General features: G+C 34.9%; 18 protein-coding genes, 1 tRNA gene and 1 pseudogene. 2 read left to right on the top strand and 18 right to left on the bottom strand.

Features of this window, described 5'->3' with window-relative positions:
* Positions 1–35: 35 nt before the first annotated feature.
* Genes KTQ83_RS07420 through KTQ83_RS07410 form a run of 3 tightly spaced genes read right to left on the bottom strand, consistent with a single transcriptional unit; the run spans position 36 to position 3,779 of the window.
* Positions 36–1,673, bottom strand: coding sequence for a PTS transporter subunit EIIC (locus tag KTQ83_RS07420; protein ID WP_217256420.1), 1,638 nt, complete (start codon positions 1,671–1,673; stop codon positions 36–38).
* A 23-nt stretch (positions 1,674–1,696) separates the two neighbouring features.
* Positions 1,697–2,458 carry a DeoR/GlpR family DNA-binding transcription regulator gene (locus KTQ83_RS07415; protein WP_186998904.1) on the bottom strand — a complete coding sequence of 254 codons (762 nt, stop codon included), beginning with the start codon at positions 2,456–2,458 and terminating at the stop codon, positions 1,697–1,699.
* Between the two features lie 58 nt (positions 2,459–2,516).
* A complete protein-coding gene (locus tag KTQ83_RS07410; RefSeq protein ID WP_217256419.1) occupies positions 2,517–3,779 on the bottom strand; it encodes a zinc-binding dehydrogenase in 1,263 nt (420 codons plus the stop codon).
* Positions 3,780–3,937: 158 nt separating this feature from the next.
* Here KTQ83_RS07410 and pfkB point away from each other — a divergent pair, with 158 nt between their 5' ends.
* Positions 3,938–4,849 (top strand): 1-phosphofructokinase, encoded by a 912-nt coding sequence (gene pfkB, locus KTQ83_RS07405; RefSeq protein WP_217256418.1) that lies wholly within the window; start codon positions 3,938–3,940, stop codon positions 4,847–4,849.
* Positions 4,850–4,864: 15 nt separating this feature from the next.
* Here the strand turns inward: pfkB and KTQ83_RS07400 are convergent, their stop codons facing one another.
* The 3 genes from KTQ83_RS07400 to KTQ83_RS07390 form a co-directional block, all read right to left on the bottom strand.
* Complete coding sequence (locus tag KTQ83_RS07400) at positions 4,865–6,523, bottom strand: ABC transporter permease subunit (RefSeq protein ID WP_117925541.1); 1,659 nt, start codon at positions 6,521–6,523, stop codon at positions 4,865–4,867.
* A gap of 11 nt (positions 6,524–6,534) precedes the next feature.
* Positions 6,535–8,043 (bottom strand): sugar ABC transporter ATP-binding protein, encoded by a 1,509-nt coding sequence (locus KTQ83_RS07395; protein WP_186998907.1) that lies wholly within the window; start codon positions 8,041–8,043, stop codon positions 6,535–6,537.
* Positions 8,044–8,139: 96 nt separating this feature from the next.
* Positions 8,140–9,402: a substrate-binding domain-containing protein gene (locus tag KTQ83_RS07390; RefSeq protein WP_186998908.1), complete on the bottom strand. Its 1,263-nt coding sequence runs from the start codon at positions 9,400–9,402 to the stop codon at positions 8,140–8,142.
* Between the two features lie 540 nt (positions 9,403–9,942).
* Here KTQ83_RS07390 and KTQ83_RS07385 point away from each other — a divergent pair.
* Positions 9,943–10,018: transfer RNA gene (locus KTQ83_RS07385), tRNA-Glu, on the top strand.
* Between the two features lie 70 nt (positions 10,019–10,088).
* On the opposite strand, the gene KTQ83_RS07380 is transcribed toward KTQ83_RS07385, so the two are convergent.
* From KTQ83_RS07380 to KTQ83_RS12810, 12 genes and pseudogenes are all read right to left on the bottom strand, one after another.
* Positions 10,089–11,453, bottom strand: a complete 1,365-nt coding sequence (locus KTQ83_RS07380; RefSeq protein ID WP_217256417.1) for an MATE family efflux transporter — start codon at positions 11,451–11,453, stop codon at positions 10,089–10,091.
* A gap of 36 nt (positions 11,454–11,489) precedes the next feature.
* Positions 11,490–12,329, bottom strand: coding sequence for an ROK family protein (locus KTQ83_RS07375; protein ID WP_217256416.1), 840 nt, complete (start codon positions 12,327–12,329; stop codon positions 11,490–11,492).
* Positions 12,326–13,048 (bottom strand): GntR family transcriptional regulator, encoded by a 723-nt coding sequence (locus KTQ83_RS07370; protein WP_217256415.1) that lies wholly within the window; start codon positions 13,046–13,048, stop codon positions 12,326–12,328. Before KTQ83_RS07370 ends, KTQ83_RS07375 begins: the two co-directional genes overlap by 4 nt.
* A gap of 32 nt (positions 13,049–13,080) precedes the next feature.
* Positions 13,081–13,701: a metallophosphoesterase gene (locus KTQ83_RS07365; protein WP_117925535.1), complete on the bottom strand. Its 621-nt coding sequence runs from the start codon at positions 13,699–13,701 to the stop codon at positions 13,081–13,083.
* A gap of 42 nt (positions 13,702–13,743) precedes the next feature.
* Positions 13,744–14,256: a DUF1307 domain-containing protein gene (locus KTQ83_RS07360; RefSeq protein ID WP_186998913.1), complete on the bottom strand. Its 513-nt coding sequence runs from the start codon at positions 14,254–14,256 to the stop codon at positions 13,744–13,746.
* A 29-nt stretch (positions 14,257–14,285) separates the two neighbouring features.
* Positions 14,286–15,377, bottom strand: coding sequence for an aminotransferase class I/II-fold pyridoxal phosphate-dependent enzyme (locus tag KTQ83_RS07355; RefSeq protein WP_217256414.1), 1,092 nt, complete (start codon positions 15,375–15,377; stop codon positions 14,286–14,288).
* A complete protein-coding gene (locus KTQ83_RS07350) occupies positions 15,374–16,048 on the bottom strand; it encodes an amino acid ABC transporter ATP-binding protein (RefSeq protein ID WP_117925533.1) in 675 nt (224 codons plus the stop codon). The genes KTQ83_RS07355 and KTQ83_RS07350 overlap by 4 nt, the downstream gene beginning before the upstream one ends.
* A gap of 162 nt (positions 16,049–16,210) precedes the next feature.
* Complete coding sequence (locus KTQ83_RS07345) at positions 16,211–17,566, bottom strand: PFL family protein (protein WP_117925532.1); 1,356 nt, start codon at positions 17,564–17,566, stop codon at positions 16,211–16,213.
* A gap of 12 nt (positions 17,567–17,578) precedes the next feature.
* Entirely contained in the window at positions 17,579–17,848 is a 270-nt protein-coding gene (locus KTQ83_RS07340; RefSeq protein WP_117925531.1) for an ACT domain-containing protein, read from the bottom strand.
* 11 nt (positions 17,849–17,859) lie between these two features.
* Positions 17,860–18,345: a hypothetical protein gene (locus tag KTQ83_RS07335; protein ID WP_117925530.1), complete on the bottom strand. Its 486-nt coding sequence runs from the start codon at positions 18,343–18,345 to the stop codon at positions 17,860–17,862.
* 16 nt (positions 18,346–18,361) lie between these two features.
* Positions 18,362–19,708: an aldehyde dehydrogenase gene (locus KTQ83_RS07330; protein WP_217256413.1), complete on the bottom strand. Its 1,347-nt coding sequence runs from the start codon at positions 19,706–19,708 to the stop codon at positions 18,362–18,364.
* A 43-nt stretch (positions 19,709–19,751) separates the two neighbouring features.
* Positions 19,752–20,721: pseudogene (locus KTQ83_RS12810) on the bottom strand (iron-containing alcohol dehydrogenase).
* Between the last annotated feature and the right edge of the window lie 323 nt (positions 20,722–21,044).

Raw genomic sequence — 21,044 nt, 5'->3', positions numbered from 1 at the left:
CTACAATAATTTAAAGCCGGTATTTTCACATAACCCTACACTATTTTAGAGCGCCATTGTTTTAATATCCACTCTTTATCATTCGTTGTCTTCATTTTATTGAGTACGGTCTCATCTTCAAGAGCCAAACATATTTTAGATAACACTTCCATATGTTCTCCACCCTTACCTGCAATACCAATAACAAGCTGTGCTTTTTCATCCCCAAACTGAATTCCATCCAATTGAATAACATCTTCTTGAACCGGTTTTATTTCGTCCTCTTCCTTAACTGCTTCTGTCATAATCGAATCTCCAGTCGACAACTGGAAGAACAAATTATCTAAAGCTGGATCTGCCAAGAAGTTTGATATTGTAACTATTTTCGCAAAAGGTGCAGATTTTTTTGCACGCTCTACCAAAGTTTCTTGTACGACCGCAACATCACAATCCACTGGAATATTATCCACAGAAGTATTAATTACAGTTAAGTCTGGTCGCACACCTTTTAAACGGTTTCTAAATTTAGTAGCTCCCATTGCACTAGATCCCATACCTGCATCACACGCGAATACGATCTTACGAACCAAAGAAACATCTAATAAAGCTTCACTTCTTCCTTTACTTTCTGCTTTCATAGACTGCATCTTTTTACTAGCTTCATCCAAATTCTTTTCCCCAGCGAGCTTAACAATTGGGCTTGCCACCAAGAATGATACGCCAGCCGCAATCAAAACACCTAATGCTGTCATGAACACAGAGCCTTTTTCTGCCATAGACAAGAAGGCAATAATTGAACTTGGACTCGATGGACCTTTCAATCCAATATTGAAAATAGAGTAAAAGGCAATTGCACAAATATTCCCTAAAATTGGAGCAACGATCACAACTGGATTCATCAAAATATATGGAAAATAAATTTCATGAATTCCACCTAAGAAATGGATAATAATAGCTCCAGGCGCAGAATCTTTCGTTGCTTTGTCTTTCGCAAATAACCAATAAGCTAATAGTACACCTAAACCAGGACCTGGATTAGCCTCCAACATATACATTATGGATTTGCCTGTTTGTGCAGCTTGTTCAGCTCCAATTGGTGTAAATATTCCATGGTTGATCGCATCGTTTAAGAATAAAACCTTAGCCGGTTCAACAAAGATTGCTACCAAAGGAATCAATCCCTTATTTACAAGTATATCAACTCTATATGTTAACACAGTCAAAATACCTGTCATAAAAGGGCCAATAATATAGTATCCTAATATCGCAATCAACATACCTAAAATACCGACAGAGAAATTATTGATCAACATTTCAAAGCCAGCAGGCATGTGTCCATCCATCATTTGATCAAATCTTTTAATTACCCAGCCAGAAAATGGTCCCATAACCATAGCTGCCATCAACATAGGTTGTCCTTGGGTTCCACCAACACCGGCAATACATCCAATAATCGCAATCGACCCCATCACAAGTCCACGATCACCGCCAACCATTCTTCCTCCGGTTGCCGCAATTAATACTGGTAATAAATAAGTCAACATATATGGTTGAATCGATGCCAATTGTTCATTTGGTAACCATCCGTCCGCAATAAATAAAGCTGTTATAAATCCCCAAGCGATAAAAGCACCAATATTAGGCATAACCATCGCAGATAAGCTTTTACCAAGCTTTTGAAGAGTTGTTTTCATAATTGTCCTTTCTTAGGACTTCTTTAATATACAGATAGTCCTCGTTTTTCACATTCTTGTTTAAAACTATCTGAAAGTAACGAATCACTGATCAATACATCCACTTGATCTAAATCACAAATTGTATATGTACCCTTTCTTTCCACTTTGCTAGAATCCATTAACACAATCACTTTTTTAGATCTTTCAATTGCCTTTCGCTTTAACTCACAATCCTCTAAAGATTCACACGTAAACCCCGTATCTTTCGCATAACGAGTTACACCAATAAACGCAACATCAAAGTTGACCTTCTCTAAGCAGCGAAGTCCATCCATTCCGTTGACACTAAAACTGCGCATATTTAGATTTCCACCTGTCACAAACACTTTCGATTTAGAAAGTTTTGCCATCTCTATAGCACACGTTAAGCCACTTGTATAAAAAATATTATTTTGATTATTTAAAACATGTGCCAACAATGTAGTCGTACTACCTGAATCTACAAAAATTGTCTTAGCTGGTTCTACAAATGATAATGCCTTTTGCGCTATCTCTTTCTTTTCGTTTGCATTCCGTCCGTAACGAAGTTTTAATACATCATCATTTCCAGAAACCACATCCATAGATTTGGCTCCCCCATGAATTCGAACAATTCTTTTAACTTGATCTAAATATTTTAAATCAGTACGCAATGTCATTTCAGACACAGAAGGAAATTTTTCTTTTAATTGTGTAAAAGTTACCGTTTGGTTTTCATTCACAAACTCTACAATTTCGTTTCTTCTTTGATCCATTACTTCCATACAATACCTCCTGTATTTACTGTATTTAGTATACACAAGATTCTCAGTTTAATAAAATCTATTCTTGTTCAAAATGAGCCAATAAATATTCTTCTGCTTCAGGACACCACAATCCCTTATGAGCATCTACGATATCTGCCAACGCAGTATATCGATCATCTTTTTCTCCCATTTCTCTTAAATCTGTTAATGCAACCAATGGCATATTTAAATGCGTATAAATCAACTTCTTTCCGCCTGGAATCTTAGGCAAATTTAATGTTGTTTCAGCCGCTGCATTCAAACCACCAATATGCGTAACCATAACAGCTGGATCAATACGATTTTCTGCTGTTAAGCGTAAAGATTCAATCATATCATCTGTATTTCCACCTGTAGTTCCCATTACATGTTTCGAATTATAGTGAACATCGTAAAAATTCATTCTTGCACTAAACTGTTTGTCCGTAGGTCCCGCAAAGAAATTTAAACATCCATCACGGCCTAATACAGCGCTTGACAATTCCACAACCGCTTCAACCGGCGCATAACAGAATACATCATCAAAACCAGTTCCACCTGTAATTTCTTTTAAGCCGGCTGCTGGATCTTCCATCTTTCCTGTATTCACGAAATGCAATTCAATTCCATCAGCTGCCGCTTCTTCAACCGGGAATAAGTGAGCTGCTCGATCTAATCTTTCTTGATTTACGTCCGCAACCACTACCATTTTAGGGCGAATATCTCTATGTAACGCATATGTTAATGCGCCCAGTCCCATAGGGCCTGCTCCTGCAAGAATCGCAAGTTTTCCATCTTTCTTAATTCCCATTTCATGTTTATACACACCCATCTGTGTATGATAAGCTGCATTAAATGCTCCAATCGAACATGACATTGGTTCAGCTAAACTAGCTTCATAATACGCTTTACCTTTATATTCAAGTAAGCATCCTAGCTCCATTACTTCAGCTGGAATAATGCAGTAAGTTGTATCTCCACCAAAAAATTCATAAGAATAACCAGGTGACCACATTGTTCCTTTATAGTTTAATGCTGGTTGTAAAGTAAACTTCATTCCCGGTTTAAATTTGTCTTGATGCTTAGCACCAACCTTAACAATATCACCCGCCATTTCATGTCCCATAATAGCTGGATGATCCGCAACATCTTCATGAACACGTTTATGATTCACTCCTAAGATGGCACATTTGTAAGTTGACATACAAACACTGTCTGAGACAACCTTTACTAAAATCTCATCTTCCTTAATTTTTGGTAATTCAAATTCGTCTAATCTTAAATCATTAGCTCCATGTAATCGCACTGCCTTTGCTTTCATTTTAAAAGTCTCCTCTCTCTGTAAATTGTTGTTTCAAAAGCTACATCTACATAATAACCGAATTATTTTAGTTGTCAACTGTTATTTCGAAAACATTTAACTTGCGAAACAACAATAAAAGGAGTATCCTATAATTAGATAAAGAAAAGGAGATCATTATGATTTATACAATTACTTTTAACCCCTCATTAGACTACGTTATTCAAGTCGATCATTTTAAGCCTGGTATCATTAATAAAACAAAATTAGAAGAAATCCTTCCCGGAGGAAAAGGCATTAATGTTTCAATTGTCCTATCCAATCTTGGACACGAAAGTACAGCCCTAGGTTTTATGGCAGGTTTTACAGGGGAAGAAATTGAACATCGATTAGAGAGTTATGGAGCTAAAACAGATTTCATTCATGTAAAGAAAGGATTATCTAGAATCAACGTAAAAATGAAATCAGATGAAGAAACAGAAATCAATGGTATGGGGCCTGATATTCAGCCAGAAGACATTCAAGAATTATTCAATCAATTAGATGATCTAACAGAAAAAGATATTCTCGTCATTTCAGGAAGCATTCCAAGTACTTTACCAGATACAATGTATGAACAAATCATGGAACGTGTTCAGAAAAAGAAAATAAAAGTTGTTGTCGATGCGACAAACAACCTATTATTAAAAGTATTAAAATATAAACCTTTCTTAATAAAACCCAACAATCATGAATTAGGTGAAATCTTTAATATTGAATTAAACACTCGAGATGAAGTCATTCCTTACGCCAAAAAGCTACAGGAAATGGGTGCTCAAAACGTATTGATTTCTATGGCAGGACAAGGTGCAGTGCTTGTAAGTGATAATAATGAAGTGATTCAAAGTAAAGCGCCAAAAGGAGAAGTAGTGAATTCTGTTGGTGCTGGTGATTCGATGGTTGCAGGCTTCCTTGCAGGATATTTAGAAACAACCGACTATGATAAAGCATTCATCAATGGTTTGTGTTGTGGTAGTGCAAGTGCCTTCCAAGTTGGTCTTGCCACAAAAGAAGATGTAGAAAACATAAAGAAAACTCTTAGCGAAAACTAAGAGTTTTTTTATTAATTAGTTTTTACGTACGTATTTCAAGCAGTCAAGAGTTACGGCGATAAGAATGATAATTCCTGAGAATACGAACTGTAAGTTAGTATCGATACCAAGAATTGTCAATGAATAAGTTAATGCAGTAAAAATCAATACACCAACTACTACACCAGAAATTTTACCGATACCACCAGTAAATGATACACCACCTACTACACAGGCAGCGATTGCATCCATTTCCCATCCTTGTCCATACGCAGCTGAACCAGAACCAATCATACGAATACATTCTAACCAAGAACCAAATCCGTATAAGATTCCTGCCAACATAAAGGCACCAAGAGTAACCTTAAACACTGAAATACCAGATACAGAAGCAGCTTCTGGGTTTCCACCTACGGCATATAAGTTTTTACCAAATTTTGTTTTATTCCAAATGAACCAAACAATCACAACTGCAGCTACTGCCCACAAAATAATTGTTGGAAAGCCACCAACTTTAGGAATAATCTTTCCTGGGATAGATTGATCAATACCACCAAAAGACACACCTTTTGTTGAATAAGTTACCAAACCAAAGATAACTAACATATTAGCCATTGTGGAAATGAATGGGTGCATTTTAAATTTAGCCGCAAAGAAACCGGCAATCGTTGTAAACATTGTACATAACACAACACAAACAACTAATGCTAAAAGAATTCTTCCGCCAACCGGCATAGTTGAGAAGTCAAATACATGACCGAATACTGAACCCGTGTTAGGCCCATTGTGCATAATAATTGTTGCAGCTGTCATACCCATACCAACCATACGTCCAACAGACAAGTCAGTACCAGCTAACATAATTAAACCAGATACACCTAATGCCAAGAACATTCTTGGAGATGCTTGTTGCATAATACTTAAAATGTTATTAACAGTAAAAAGTTGTAAACCATTCTTCTTAATTGGTGTAATGATACATAAGAAAATGAATACTAAAATAATCGCAATATACAAACCATTTTTCAATAAAAAATCACGAGTATTAAATGAGTACTTGTAGTTTTCAATTTTTTGAGCTTGTTTTTCTGCAAACGAGAAATTTGACATCTTCAATAAGTCAATTAAGTGATATTCAAATGTAAACGCATCATGTTTACGATCTTTTGCCTCTTGCATATTTTTAGTATATTCAAGTTTTGCATCGAATAAACGGTTCTTATAAATAAAGTTCTCTTCTTTAATTTCTTCTTTGTCACTAAGACCTGATAAAATATCTTTGTGTTCTTTTTCTAATTCTTTTAATTTTTTATCATAGTCTGCCTTAGCTTTTTGAACCTCATACTTATTACTTTCAACAACTTTGTTGTAGTAATCTGTTTGATAGTGATCCTTTAAATATTTTTCAGCTACTGCAATTTTGTCATTGATTGGCTGTTTGTTTTTAGCCTCGATTTCTTTGGCTTTTTGTAATTTACCATTTAATTCTGAAATACGAGCTTCTTTTTCGCTTTTAGTATAAATTTTATCTCTCTTTAGAACCTCGATTTCTTCAGAATATTCCAATACTTTATTTGTTCCTTCTTCTCTTAGTTCATCAATTTCAGCTTGGATCTTTCCTACATAATCCTCAATAGGTTTACGTAGTGCAAGCTCTTCATCATGACTAAGAATATTTGTAACTGTATTTGTCATAATTATCTCCTTTATAGGTATTTTGCACTGAGTCTTAACAACTCTTCCTGGTTAGTATCTTTTGTATTTACAATTCCGGCTAAGCGTCCATTTGACATAACGCCAATACGATTTGTAATACCTAAGATTTCTGGCATTTCACTTGAAACTACAATAATAGTTTTTCCTTGTTTAGCCATTTTGATGATCAATTCGTAAATTTCATATTTAGCACCTACGTCAATACCACGTGTAGGTTCATCCATCATGAATACGTTTGGTGATCTCTCTAACCATTTACCGAAGATAACTTTTTGTTGGTTACCACCAGATAGACTTGTAATCGCATCATTTGGTCCCATACACTTAGTTCTCATGGTTTTGATTTCTTTATTCGTAGCTTGAATCATCTTATTATCAGAAAGTGCTACCTTGCTCATATAAGAAGGTAAATTCGCAATCGTTGTATTGAATGTTAAATCACACTTTAAGAACAATCCATTTGCTTTACGCTCTTCAGTAATCAGGGCAAAACCATGTTCAATTGCTTCTTTAGCACTATTAAAGTTCATTAATTTATTGTCAAAATAAACACGACCTGAGGCTCTAGTACGGATACCGAAAATCGTTTCTAACAACTCTGTACGTCCAGCTCCTACCAAACCATATAGACCGAAAATCTCACCTTTTTTAACGTCAAATGTAATATCTTTTAAGTATGGCTCATATTTTGTTGATACATGTTGAATAGATAACATTGGTTCTCCAGGAGCATTATCAACAGGTGGGAATCGGTTATCCAATGAACGACCTACCATGGCTGCAATCAACTCATTCATGTTGGTTTCTGAAGTAGGTTTTGTCATAACCATTTTTCCATCTCTTAGAACTGATACTTCATCGCAAATTTCAAAAATTTCATCCATTTTATGAGAAATATAAATTAGCGAAATACCTTGTTTTTTCAACATACGCATCATATCAAACAATTTATTAACTTCTTGTGTCATCAAAGAAGATGTAGGCTCATCAAGTACGATAACCTTTGAATTATATGAAATTGCTCTGGCAATTTCACACATCTGTCTTTGTGAAACAGACATATTACGCATTGGTGTATCTAAATTCACTGTCATACCAAGCTTTCTAAAAAGCTCAGATGATTTCTTTTTCATTCGATCTTCATCTACTACGCCAAAAGCATTTGTAGGATAACGTCCCAAGAATAGGTTATCTTTAACATTTCTTTCAAGACATTGATTCAATTCCTGGTGTACCATGGCAATACCATTTTCAAGTGCTTCTTTTGGTCCAGAAAAGTTAATCTCTTTTCCTTCCAAGAAAATTGTACCTTCATCTTTTTGATATGTCCCGAATAGACATTTCATCATTGTTGATTTACCAGCACCATTTTCTCCCATAAGTCCCATAACTGTACCTGGTTTTAAATCTAAATCAATATGATCCAAAACACGGTTACGTCCAAAGGACTTACTCATTCCGCGTATAGATAAGACTAGTTCTTCATTCTTATCTGCCATAAAATCTCTCCTATTTTGTTTACTACTATCTAAATAATATTAGGGAGAAATAATTTCTCCCTAATAATTTTAATCCCTATGTTATTTTTGAATTATTTATTTAAGGATTCCTGTGTAAGAAGCTGCATTGTCAGTCTTAACCATGTTAATTGCGAATGCATCATATTTGTCTGGATTTCCTAAACGGTTTGTGATGTTAGATTCAGTTTGTCCATCTCCACCAATGTATTCAACATCTAAATTCAATAAGTCATCATATTTTTCTAATAATGGTTGGTAAGTTGAACTTAAGAAGTTATCAGATGCGTTGTAGATATTTAACCAAACACTCTTCTTAGCGTGATCTTTTTCATCTAATTGGTTAGAAACTGGAGCATAAGTAACTGTTGAATCTAAGAAATCTTTATAGTTGTCAGCAGTAACAGCAACGTTTAATGCATAGTAAGAACGTTGATCCTTATTGTATGTAAATACATCTGAACTTAATACGTTTCCAGCATCATCTTCTGTACCGATACCTGTATCGATATCAACACCATCTAATGCATTACGTAATACTCTTAATGTTAAATAAGCTTGAACGTCAGCATGTTGAGAAATTGTTCCACCATATCCTTCAGCAATTGCAGCAACTGCATCTGAGTTAGCATCGTATCCGAATGTAGGAACTTTGTTTTCTTTTGACCAAGCATTGAACATTGACATACCCATACCATCATTGTTAGAAGCTACAACGTCAACTTCATCACCGAATGAAGCAGTCCATGTACCGATTGTGTTACCAGCAGTAGCAGCATCCCAAGTAGCACCTGAAGAGTTTTTCATTTCTTGAGAAGCAAGTTCTCTTACTGTATAAGTTTTTCCATTAATTTCTAACGAGCCATCTTGAACACTCTTAGATTTACCATCATTATTAATACCAGCTGGATCACTTACGATTTCACCATCTTTTTCAACACCAGTTCCTAATGCCTTACGAACACCTCTTGTACGAGCAATAGAGTCATTGTGACCAACATCACCAATAGCTAATACGTAACCGATAACGCCATCTCCGTTACGATCTAATGTATCGATATTCTTTTCGATATATTCTTTAATCATTTGTCCTTGAAGTTCAGCACCTTGATTTGCATCGAAACCAACATAATAAGTATCTTTGTTGAAGTTTAATGCATCCATGTCTAATTCACCAGTTGAACTGTTGGAAGGTTGACGGTTATACCATACTAAAGGTTTGTCAGCATTCGCAACACTAGAACCACCAGTTTTTCCTTCATCTCCTCCTCCACTGCTACAAGCAGTTAATGCAACACCCATAGATAAAGCTGCAGCAATTGTTAAAAATCTTTTGTTCATATTATCCTCCTGTATAGATTTTTACTCTAAGACACAATTCCCAAAAGGATACTTCACATGATTTCTATATAGAGACATACATATAATATGATTTGCAGCTGGGTGTTTCAAAATGAATTTATAAATTATACTCGAAACAAAGCCATTTGTCGTGAAATCAATTTATATTATCTGTTATACACTTTTAATGTCCGCTTTATATCCTAATCAATGGGATGCGTCTTTTTACTTCTGTGTCATAACACATATCTGCAAGCGCTTTCAATCGTTTTTTTTAAAATTTATTTATAACCAAATTTAATTTAACCACACTATTTTTTACATATATTTAACATTAAACATAACCTATATTCCTACTAAATCCCTAGACTTTATCATATACAATATGATACATTAAATGCATTATTTTCTTTACCTACGACAAATAAATATAAACCGTCAAAAAAATAAACAAAAAAATTAATTTTTTTGCTTGCAATATATAAAATCTTATAGTATTATTAATTAGCACTTGTCAGGAAAGACAAGTTTAATATACATGGCGCGTTGGAGAAACGGTTAACTCACATGCCTTTCACGCATGCATTCACGGGTTCGAATCCCGTACGCGTCACCATTGTTAAAATAAAGTCCGAAAGGACTTCTTTTTTTTGCTTTTTAAATGAAAAAGCCTTCCAACAAGAAGGCTAAAGTTCATTGACAATATTATGTACCCAAATCCCCTTTTTGACTAATGTGATTCCTAATACTGCCTTAGGAATATCCACACATTGCACCAATAAGTACACATTGAATATAGGTAAATTCGTAAAACGAGTTAAACATAGTGCAACCATAAACGTAAACATGAATGTATATCCACTATCGAAGAAGAAGGTAAGCAATGTTTTTCCTCCTGCACGCATTGTAAAGTAGCTACTGTAATATAAAGAAATAATTGGAAGCATACAAGCTGAAACTCTTAATAAAGATGTTGCTAATGACTTTACTTCTATAGACGTATTATAGATTTGAGGAATAAAGGATGAACATCCAAACAATGCCACACCAATACATAAACACATCATAAAATTCATAAATACCATCTTCAAATCATAGTCTTTGGCATATTCAATTTCACCAGCACCCAGTCTTTGACCTACAATGATTGAAATCGAATTTCCCATTGCATAACAAATAATCATAAAAAAATTGGTTACTGTTGTTGTAATATTGATGGCCGCCACAGCCTCAAGTCCTCTTGTTGAATAACATTGAGAAATAAGCGCTATGGATATCGACCACAATATTTCATTACACAATAGTGGAATTCCTCTTTTAACAACATTCTTAAATATATCACCCGATATCTTATCTAAACGCATCGCATCCCTTAAATATTTGTTATTATAGCCTGCCGCTACATTTATCCCCATCTCTACAACTCTTGAAATAACCGTACCAATGGCCGCACCAATAACTCCTAGTTTAGGAAACCCAAAGTGACCAAAAATCAAGATATAGTTAATGCAAAAGTTCACAATAACCGCTATAACACTAGCCTTCATTGGTAAAACTGTATTTCCCGTTTCTCTTAATGAAGAAGAATATACTTGTGTAATCGCAAAAGGAATGAGTCCAATCAGCATAACATCCATATACTGCTTACCAAAGTTCAAAGTTGTCAAACTATCTGTCGGATCATCATTTAGATATAATGAAATCAATGAAGGACCCAACACTTTAAAAATGCATATGGCCAATATTGAAATCAAAATGCCAAGCAACATTTTAATTCGGAAACAATTGTGTACACCATCCCTGTTTCCACGTCCATAAAATTGTGCCAAGAATATTCCAGCACCTGACATTGCACCAAAAACACTCACATTAAACACTTGAAATAACTGATTTGAAATAGATACACCACTCATAGATAGCGTTCCTAATTGTCCAATCATAACGTTGTCTAATAAACTGGCAAGATTGGTAAAACCATTCTGTATAACAATCGGAATACATACAATCAAAACCATTCGATAAAACTTCTTATCACCAATTAACGATTTCATGCCCTTCCCCCTCTAAGTAAGAAATACCGAGAACGCTTAATGATTCTCGGTATTATTTTTGTAGTAACACAATGCACCTAATAAATTAGCATCATTGTTAAATTTACAAGCTTTGATAACAGGTTCCTCTAAAGTTGGAAACCATTGTGTCAAACCCATCATATTTTCTTTGATACACGCAATCAGTTTAGGCTGTGCCGATATACCTCCACCAATCAAAATTGTATCCACATCTAACAGCAACTGAAGATTGTTTAACATCCAAGCCAAATTTTGGCAATATTTGTTAAAACCTGCATATACTCTTTCATCATCTAAATGATCAAAAAGTTCTTTACCCGTTAAACCCGTCGCTCTTTCAAGACCATCTTTTCCAAAGCATGTAGCCATGGTATTATTAAAAGTTTTTTCTGTATCCATATGCGCATCTGAATATTCACCTGCCAATAAATGTGAACCTTCATATACCTTATGATCAATCACTATACCCATCCCAATATATGTACCTAGAACCACAACCAAAGCATTCTTTGAATGTATCAAATTTCCAAATCCAAGTTCAGCCCACGTTGCACAACGACCATCATTTTCAATTGTCACTTTACAACCTTTAATTTCTTCCAACCGCTCCTTTAAAGGGTAGTTCGATAGAAAAGTCAGTTTACCCGTAATAAACGCCTTTGAATGATCTTCATTCAAGATTCCAGGCATACTGATCGCAATTCCAGTATATTCAAATGGTAAATCACAAATGGATTGAACGATTTTATCTGCCGTATCCAAAGTAGGATATCCCCCTTTTTGTTGGATATTCCCTGACGCATCACATAATCCATATTTAATATTGGTACCACCAATGTCGATAGTTAAAATCATAATTTTTGCGACGTTGAAATTGTGTAACTATATAAATCGCCACGATAGTAACACATTGTATACTCTATCTTTTTCTTCTTTTTATCATAAGAGATACGCTTACGAGCTAAAACCGGCTGATCCTTACGTATCTTCAATGCCAAACAGATTTCTTCACTCGGATTAATCGCAGAAAACTCTTCATCTATTCTTGTCGGTGCGCCAATCACTTCATAAATAGACTGTGTTTGTTCTTCCATATTCAAAGGTATATTCAAACTTAAAGGAAAATAAGACACAAAATACACCAATAACACATCATCTGCACTACGAACTCTTCGAACGCAATACATCATTTCTTCATCCAAGCCAAACAATTCTCTTGTAGCTTCATCCGGAATTTCTTTTGTGATGTGAAAAGACTTAGTTCCCGGCGTTCTTCCTAAAGCTGTCATTTCATCTGTAAAACTACGGATATGCGACAACTCCTCTTTGATTTTAGGTCTATATGTCACAAACGTACCCTTGCCACGTCCACGCTTTACCATACCTTCCTGTTCTAATTCAAGAATAGCTTGTCTTGCTGTAATTCTTGAAACATCGTACATCTCTTGAATTTCCATTTCACTGTCAACGCGATCTCCTATAGCCAAGACTCCATCTTGGATATCTTTTTTGTAGAACTCCTTTATTTGTTTATAGTAAGGAAGATGACCCGACGTTGTATCCAACTTATGCATAATTTGATCTCCTTATATATTTGTTATAACAATTATAGGATATTTCTTCTTTGCTTGTCAATTTCAATCCATTCATCTAATGTCATTGGCACATAATCGCTATACATGCAAAAACAATTAATAAGTTGGCAAGGCACACCCTCTAATTGGCCATCACTAATTCTTGGGTGTTTTTGTTGATGAATATACTCTTGATAAGCATCTAAAAATTGCTGATCTTGCGTCGCATGAATATGCCCATGCAACATAAATGTTTTTGGGTTTCCATCCTCATCTCTTCGATATTGTCCGTTATAGCACGCAATTGGATAATGAGATAAAACTACTTTTCGTTTATTCTCATTTAATTCCGCATAATCTTTGATCCAAACAAATCGCGAAGCATCAAAGTTTTTATCATCCAAGAAACGATCATGATTTCCACGAATCAAATAAATTTTTCCCTTTAATTCATCCAAAATCTCTGTTGTTTGACTTGCGTTTCCCCATGAAAAATCTCCCAAAACAACAACTTCATCATTCTTTCGAACTTTACTGTTCCATTGATCAATCATATATTCATTCATTTGCTCGATGTCTTCGAAACCTCTTTGATCCATCTTTTCATTCAACGAACGATGAAAAAAATGTGTATCCGCAATATAATAACGCATCTTTTAACTCATCCTTTCAAATAGAAAATAGCGGAAGACCCGCTATTTTATCATACACGCAAATCCTTCTTGTTTATAAGCACTTTGCGTCTTTTTCAAACTTACATAATCCGATTGAGCTTCACCCTTATCTAATAAGCCACTTTCAATCAGCGTATCTATATTTGCTGTTTTAAAATTCATTTCCAACGTCACTTCAACCTGCTGTTCTTTTAATTCAGTAGATACATGAACGCCTTCAATCGAATTATATTTATCATCCAATGAAGAATTGATCTTAGATTGAATCTGTTCAGAATTCATATCTTCTGTTATACCTAAATCTGAAAAGCTCATCGCAAACTTCTGTGTCATCTTTTGAATCTTATCCCCCTTAGCTTCAAAAGTAACTTGTTGCGAAGAATCATTCTTACAATCAATTACCTTTACTTTATTTGTCTTTTTTACTGTTACCGGCGCCTTTTCAGTTGATTTACTCTTTTGATGCGTAAGATCACTCACTTTTGTACAGCCACAGAGCAATAAACATGCACACAACAAATATTGAACTCGCATAAGTATTCCCCCTTACGCAAATCATTTTATCATGAAATCAAATGTTCATCCACAAAGTTCGAAAGTTCATTCAAGCCAGCCTTAAATAATTTACTATCTTGAGCCAAGCCTAAACGAAAATAATATTCTTTATCAAAACACGATCCCGGCACAAAGAAAACGCCTTTTTCTGCCAATAATAATTTTGCAAACGTCTCACTTTTTAAATCAAAATAATACTTCAAAAAACAAACCGTACCACCACTTGGTAATACACATTCAAACGAAGGATTATCTTTAAGCCATTCATGAACGATATTTTTATTTGTTGAAATAATATTTTTAGCCCTTAAAATCAATTCATCCTTATGCTTAAGGGCAATCCATCCCAATTTGTCCACTAAAGGACCTGTAGAAATCATTGAATAATCTCTTCTTACATTGATTTGATGAATCACATACTCATTGGCTTTGATCCAGCCAAGGCGTAATCCAGCCAGTGAAAACATTTTACTTAAACTTGATGTTGAAATTCCATTCTCGTATAAATCACTTATAGATACTTCCTCATTTAAGCCACGATATACTTCATCACAAAGAATATATGTATTATAGGGTTTACACAATTCAATCAATGCATTTAGAAACTCATTAGAATATTCTGTCCCCGTTGGATTCGAGGGATTATTTAAAATAATCATTTTCGTTGATGAATTTAAAACACCTCTAAACTTTTCCACACTAACCTGCCAATCCATTTCGTCCAATTCAACCAAATGCACTTTACAACCAAGTGATTTTGGAACATCCACAAACTGCTGATATCCAGGAACCACACTAATGACTTCATCTCCTTTTTCTAATAAAGTGTTCATCACCAATTCATTTGCCTGCAAGCAACCTTGTGCTGTTGTGATATTGTCAATTGTTCCATGCTCATATAAAGATAGGATTTCCTTTTTCAATTCAATATCCCCAGTGACTTGACCATAATCTAATATTAGATTTGAAAAATCAAAGTCTTCCAAATCCAACAATTCCTGTAACGTAAGAGATTTAACACATGTATCCGTCATATTGTAGATGGCATCATTTTCATAATCATTCATCCATTGTTCGACTTTAAAATCAGGCAATCTCATTCGTAGAATACCTTACTCAAGAAATCCTTTGCACGTTCAGACTGAGGATTTTCAAAAAACTCTTCGCTTGTATTTTCCTCTATAATTTCACCTTGATCCAAGAAAACAACTCGAGTGCCTACCTTTCTCGCAAATCCCATTTCATGTGTAACCACAACCATTGTCATACCTTGCTTACCTAGATCCTTCATTACTTCAAGCACTTCCTTGATCATTTCTGGATCTAATGCACTCGTAGGTTCATCAAACAACATAATATCTGGATTCATACATAAGGCTCTGGCAATCGCTACACGCTGTTTTTGACCACCAGACAAGTTATTAGGATATGCATCTTTCTTTTCTAATAATCCAACTTTATCCAAATACTCTAAAGCTGTTTTTTCAGCTTCTTCATCCGTTTTATTTAAAACTTCTACCTGTGCTAACTTACAATTTTGTAAAACCGACATATTTGGAAACAAATTAAAATGCTGGAATACAAATCCCATACGATTTCTTTGTGCACGAAATTTCTTTTCATCATCCGGATTCATCCATTCGTTATCCATATAAATTTTACCTGTATCCACATGTTCCAAGCCATGAATACAACGTAACAACGTACTTTTCCCTGAACCACTCGGACCAATCAACGAGATAATATCCCCTTTATAGACTTCTAAGCTCACATTTTTTCATAACATTCTTCGACGTCATTCCATTTTTTCTCTCTAAAATATAACTGAATATTAAATTAGCATTTTAATTAAAGCTTTTTTTAATCATACATACTCTATAATCTAACCATATAAAACGCAATATAAAAAGGAAGCAAAAAGCTCCCTAAACGATTAGTTCTTTAATGCTTGTAATGGTGCAGGAATTCTTCCTCCACGATTGATCATGACATCATTTGAAATCTGAGAAATTGGCATGACAGGACCTGCTCCTAATAAACCACCAAAGTCTAGTTCTTCACCAACATCTTTTCCAATCGCAGGAATCACACGTACGGCTGTCGTCTTTGTATTAACCATACCGATTGCAGCTTCATCTGCAATAATTCCTGAAATAACACTTGCACTTGTTTCTCCTGGAATTACGATCATATCCAATCCAACACTACATACTGCCGTCATAGCTTCTAATTTTTCTAATTTTAATGCACCTGTTCTTGCCGCATGAATCATACCTGCATCTTCACTTACAGGAATAAAAGCACCAGATAATCCACCAACATTACTCGTTGCCATAACGCCGCCTTTTTTAACAGCATCATTCAACATGGCTAAACAAGCCGTTGTTCCATAAGCACCACAAGTTTCTAATCCCATTTCCTCTAGAATATAGGCAACACTATCACCAATAGCTGGAGTTGGAGCTAAAGACAAGTCCACAATCCCAAATGGAACACCCAGTTTTTCACTCGCAACAGTTCCAACCAACTGTCCCATACGCGTAATCTTAAAGGCTGTGCGCTTAATTAAATCTGCAATCTGATCCATACGCAATGATTTATCGGCTTTACTTAATACAGCACGCACAACACCAGGGCCAGATACACCAACATTAATTACACAATCGGCTTCACCTACACCATGGAAGGCACCAGCCATAAATGGATTGTCTTCAGGCGCATTACAGAATACAACAAGTTTAGCTGCTCCTAAACAATTGTCATCCTTTGTATATTCAGCACAACGCTTCACAATACGCCCCATCTGCGCAACGGCATCCATATTGATACCTGCTTTTGTACTACCTACATTGACACTAGCACACACATGCTGCGTCTTTGCCAAGGCTTCAGGAATAGATTCAATCAATTCATTATCCCCTGCTGCATATCCTTTTTGTACCAGTGCAGAATATCCACCAATAAAATCAACCCCTAATTTTTGAGCACAACGCTCTAAAGTTAATGCGTATTCAACTGGATTTCCCCCTGAACAAGCCACTAACATCGCAATTGGGGTTACACTAATTCGTTTATTTACAACAGGAATACCATAAATCTTACTAAAATCGTTTCCAACTTTTACTAAGTCTTTGGCTAAGTGGCAAATCTTTTCTTCTACTTTTTGACATGACACATGAATGTCTGGATCCATACAATCCAGTAAACTAATACCCATTGTAATCGTACGAATATCCAAATATTCTTCGTCAATCATCTTTATTGTTTCTAAAATTTCATTTGTTTGCATAGGAATACCTCATTAAATTTTGTGCATAGAATTGAAAATATCCTGATGCATACAACGAATGACTAGATTCTTTTCTTTTCCTAAGTTTTCCATTTTCTCCGCAAATTCATTTAATGGAATGCTCATTTCATCAATCGCAACCATCATAGTCATAGTGAACATAGAATCTACGATTGTTTGAGTTACATCCAATACATTTAGATTGTAGTTTGCGCATTCATTGGCAATCATAGCCAAGATTCCTACTTTGTCTTTTCCAATTACACTAATAACAGCCTTCATCATCTTTCTCCTTAAAATTTGATTTCGCATTTTTCAAAGCGTATAAGCTCATATGGTTCATATGCACTCTGGATTCCTTGCACATTCACATCATATTCACTTGGCATAAAGGATACCTCATTTTGTTGATTTAGACAATCCTTAATACTTTGGCTTTGTTCTTTTGTCAAAGTATGTGACTTCTTGAAACAAATGTCATTTGCCTTATCAACCAATACAATTTCTACATCTAGACAATCACTTTTAAACAAATGCTCTTTCCAATCACACTCTTGAACATTGAAATAAAAATCACTGGAATCAATATCGCCACCTTCAAGCACAAATACGGCAATATCGTTTGTGTAACAAAAATGAAGATCAATACCACTATTCAACATATCAATTTCCTCCTGTGTCCAATCTTCATCTTTTATTACTAGCATAAAACGGTTTTCTACATAGTCCATAATGGCACCAAAATCGATGTCATACGCAAATTTTTCTTTTTTATTCATACCACCATTATAAAGATTATCTTAAGAAAAAGCGAATCAATTTCTCATTCAATTTTGTATAAGGCTGATAACGCATAGGTAAATCAATGATTCTTTTTTTATCCACAATACTCTTTGTATGACTAAACGTATCAAAACCACGCTTTCCATGGTATGAACCCATCCCACTTTCGCCAACACCACCAAAGCCCATATTACTAGTAGCTAAATGAATCACAACATCGTTGATACAGCCACCGCCAAAGGATACTTCACTCGTTACTTTCTTAGATACTTCTTTATTATTTGTGAAAATATATAAAGCTAGTGGGCTAGGCATAGAATTGATTTTATTTATAACAACATCTAAATTTGAATATGTCAATATTGGCATAACAGGACCAAATATCTCTTCCTGCATAATAGGATCTGAAAAATCCACACGATCCAATACCGTTGGTTCAATTTGTAGATTATGATGTTTTCCACCATAGACAACCTTATCCATATCAATCAACCCCAAAATCCTCTTATAGTGCTTTTCATTAATAATATAACCATAATCATCTAAGCTCGCATATTGACGCTTAATTTCAAATATCACGCATTCGATAAATTGGTCTTTTATAGATTCGTGTACCAACATATAATCTGGAGCTACACAGGTTTGTCCACAATTCAAATATTTTCCAAACACAATTCTTCGTGCCGCCAATTTAATATCTGCATCTTTATCTACGATACAAGGACTTTTCCCTCCCAATTCTAGAGTGACTGGCGTTAAATATTGACTCGCCTTATTCATCACAATTTTTCCTACACGTTTTGATCCTGTATAGAAAATATAGTCAAATTTTGAATCCAATAATTTAGAACTCACTTCACTATCTCCAAGTACACAAGCCACATATTCTGGATCAAAATATTCTTCAATCATATCTTTGATTACTTGTGATGTGTATGGACTAAATTCACTAGGTTTTAATACCACCGTATTTCCAGCTGCAAGTGCATCAATCAAGGGGTCAATAGAAAGCAAAAAAGGATAATTCCAAGGACTAATAATTAACACCACACCATAAGGACTCGGCTTTTCAAAACTACGCGACAAAAATTGAGACAATGGTGTATATACATTCCTTTCTTTAGCAAACTTACGAATGTGTTTTACCATATAAGTCAATTCGCTTAAAGCTAACCCAACTTCGCACATATAAGTTTCAAAATTTGATTTTCCGACATCCATTTTAATAGCTTCATTAATTCTGTCTTCATAAGCTAAAATCGCCTTTTTTAAAGTTTTTAAGGCATTTATTCTAAAATTAATATCTAGAGTTTTATGTTGCTTATAAAATTCTCTTTGTTTTAAAACGATTGGATCCATACTTAATCCTCCACTACAAAATCATACACTTTTTCTAACTCTTTTACACCCCATAAAACTGGAACTGGATATAATGGATTGGCTTCATGATCTGCGTAAATAGCCAATTTGTGTATATCCGATTTTTTAATTCACTAAATGTAGATGAGATGCCAAAATACTTTTTCATTAAAGTGATTTGTTCAATAAAACGCTCAGCCCCAACCTTATAGGAATCATTCGCATTACAGATGCCACAATACAGAGCCATTTCATAGAGCTTCTTATACACACTTTCTCCATATTGTTTCAATACAACATCAAGTAATGTTGCGTTAGCTAGTCCATGCGCAATATTATATTTTCCACCTAATGGATGAGCAATCGCATGCACATATCCTACATAGGATACTGTAAAGGCATGCCCAGCATAGTAGGCAGCATCGAGCATATTGCTTCTAGCTTCTAAATCATTTCCGTCTTCATACACCTTATATATTCTCAAAAATTAGTTTTGTAGCCTTTAACGCATATGCACGCGTCTTCTTTGTAGTCGAATTACCAATATAAGCCTCAACCGCATGGGTTAAAGCATCCATACCAGTACATGCCGTAATAAATGGAGGCAAGGATAAAGTGGGTTTTGGATCTACAATGACAGCCGCAAGAGTTGTTTCACTTCCTGTTCTAGCTATGGCAAGTACACAAATCAACAATGGAAGTTTCTTCCATATCTTTAAAATTCCCTCCATCTTTGATAGTGGTTTCTTAGGACGAGCAAGTCTAGCACCAACGGCCTTAGCACAATCCATGCTGGATCCTCCACCAAAACCAATTAAAGCTTGACAATTAGAAGATAAATATAAGTTTTTTGTTTCCTCTACATTATCACTTGTAGGATTTGCGACCGTCTTATCATAAATGACATATGAAATAGAATGATGATCTAAGTGTTCACACATACGATTTAATATCCCTAATTGATGCACAGTAAAATCAGTAATAACCATCACTTTAGATATATGATTATCCATGCAAATATAAGAAATTAAAGATGTACTCTTTAATATTTCAGGAGTTCGATAAGGTAAAATAGGAATCACTAGTTTAAAACAACTCTGAAAAATTCGACAATATATTTTCTTGAATGTATACGCAAAGTGCCACCGTTTAGTTAACTTTGTATACTTTATATTCATTTGTTCACTTTTTCAACTATAAAAAATATGGACACGTTCATGTCCATACCTTTATGCTTTCATCAACAGCCTTTCAATCGACTCTTCACTTACTGAGAAGATGGATGCGATACTTGAAATACTGAATCCTTTGTCTACCATTGTTTGATACATTTCAA

The sequence above is a fragment of the Holdemanella porci genome (assembly GCF_019052655.1).
Taxonomy (GTDB): Bacteria; Bacillota_I; Bacilli_A; order Erysipelotrichales; family Erysipelotrichaceae; genus Holdemanella; species Holdemanella hominis.
Note: the sequence above shows the minus strand (reverse complement) of the source record. Positions and strands in the feature narration are given on the sequence as shown.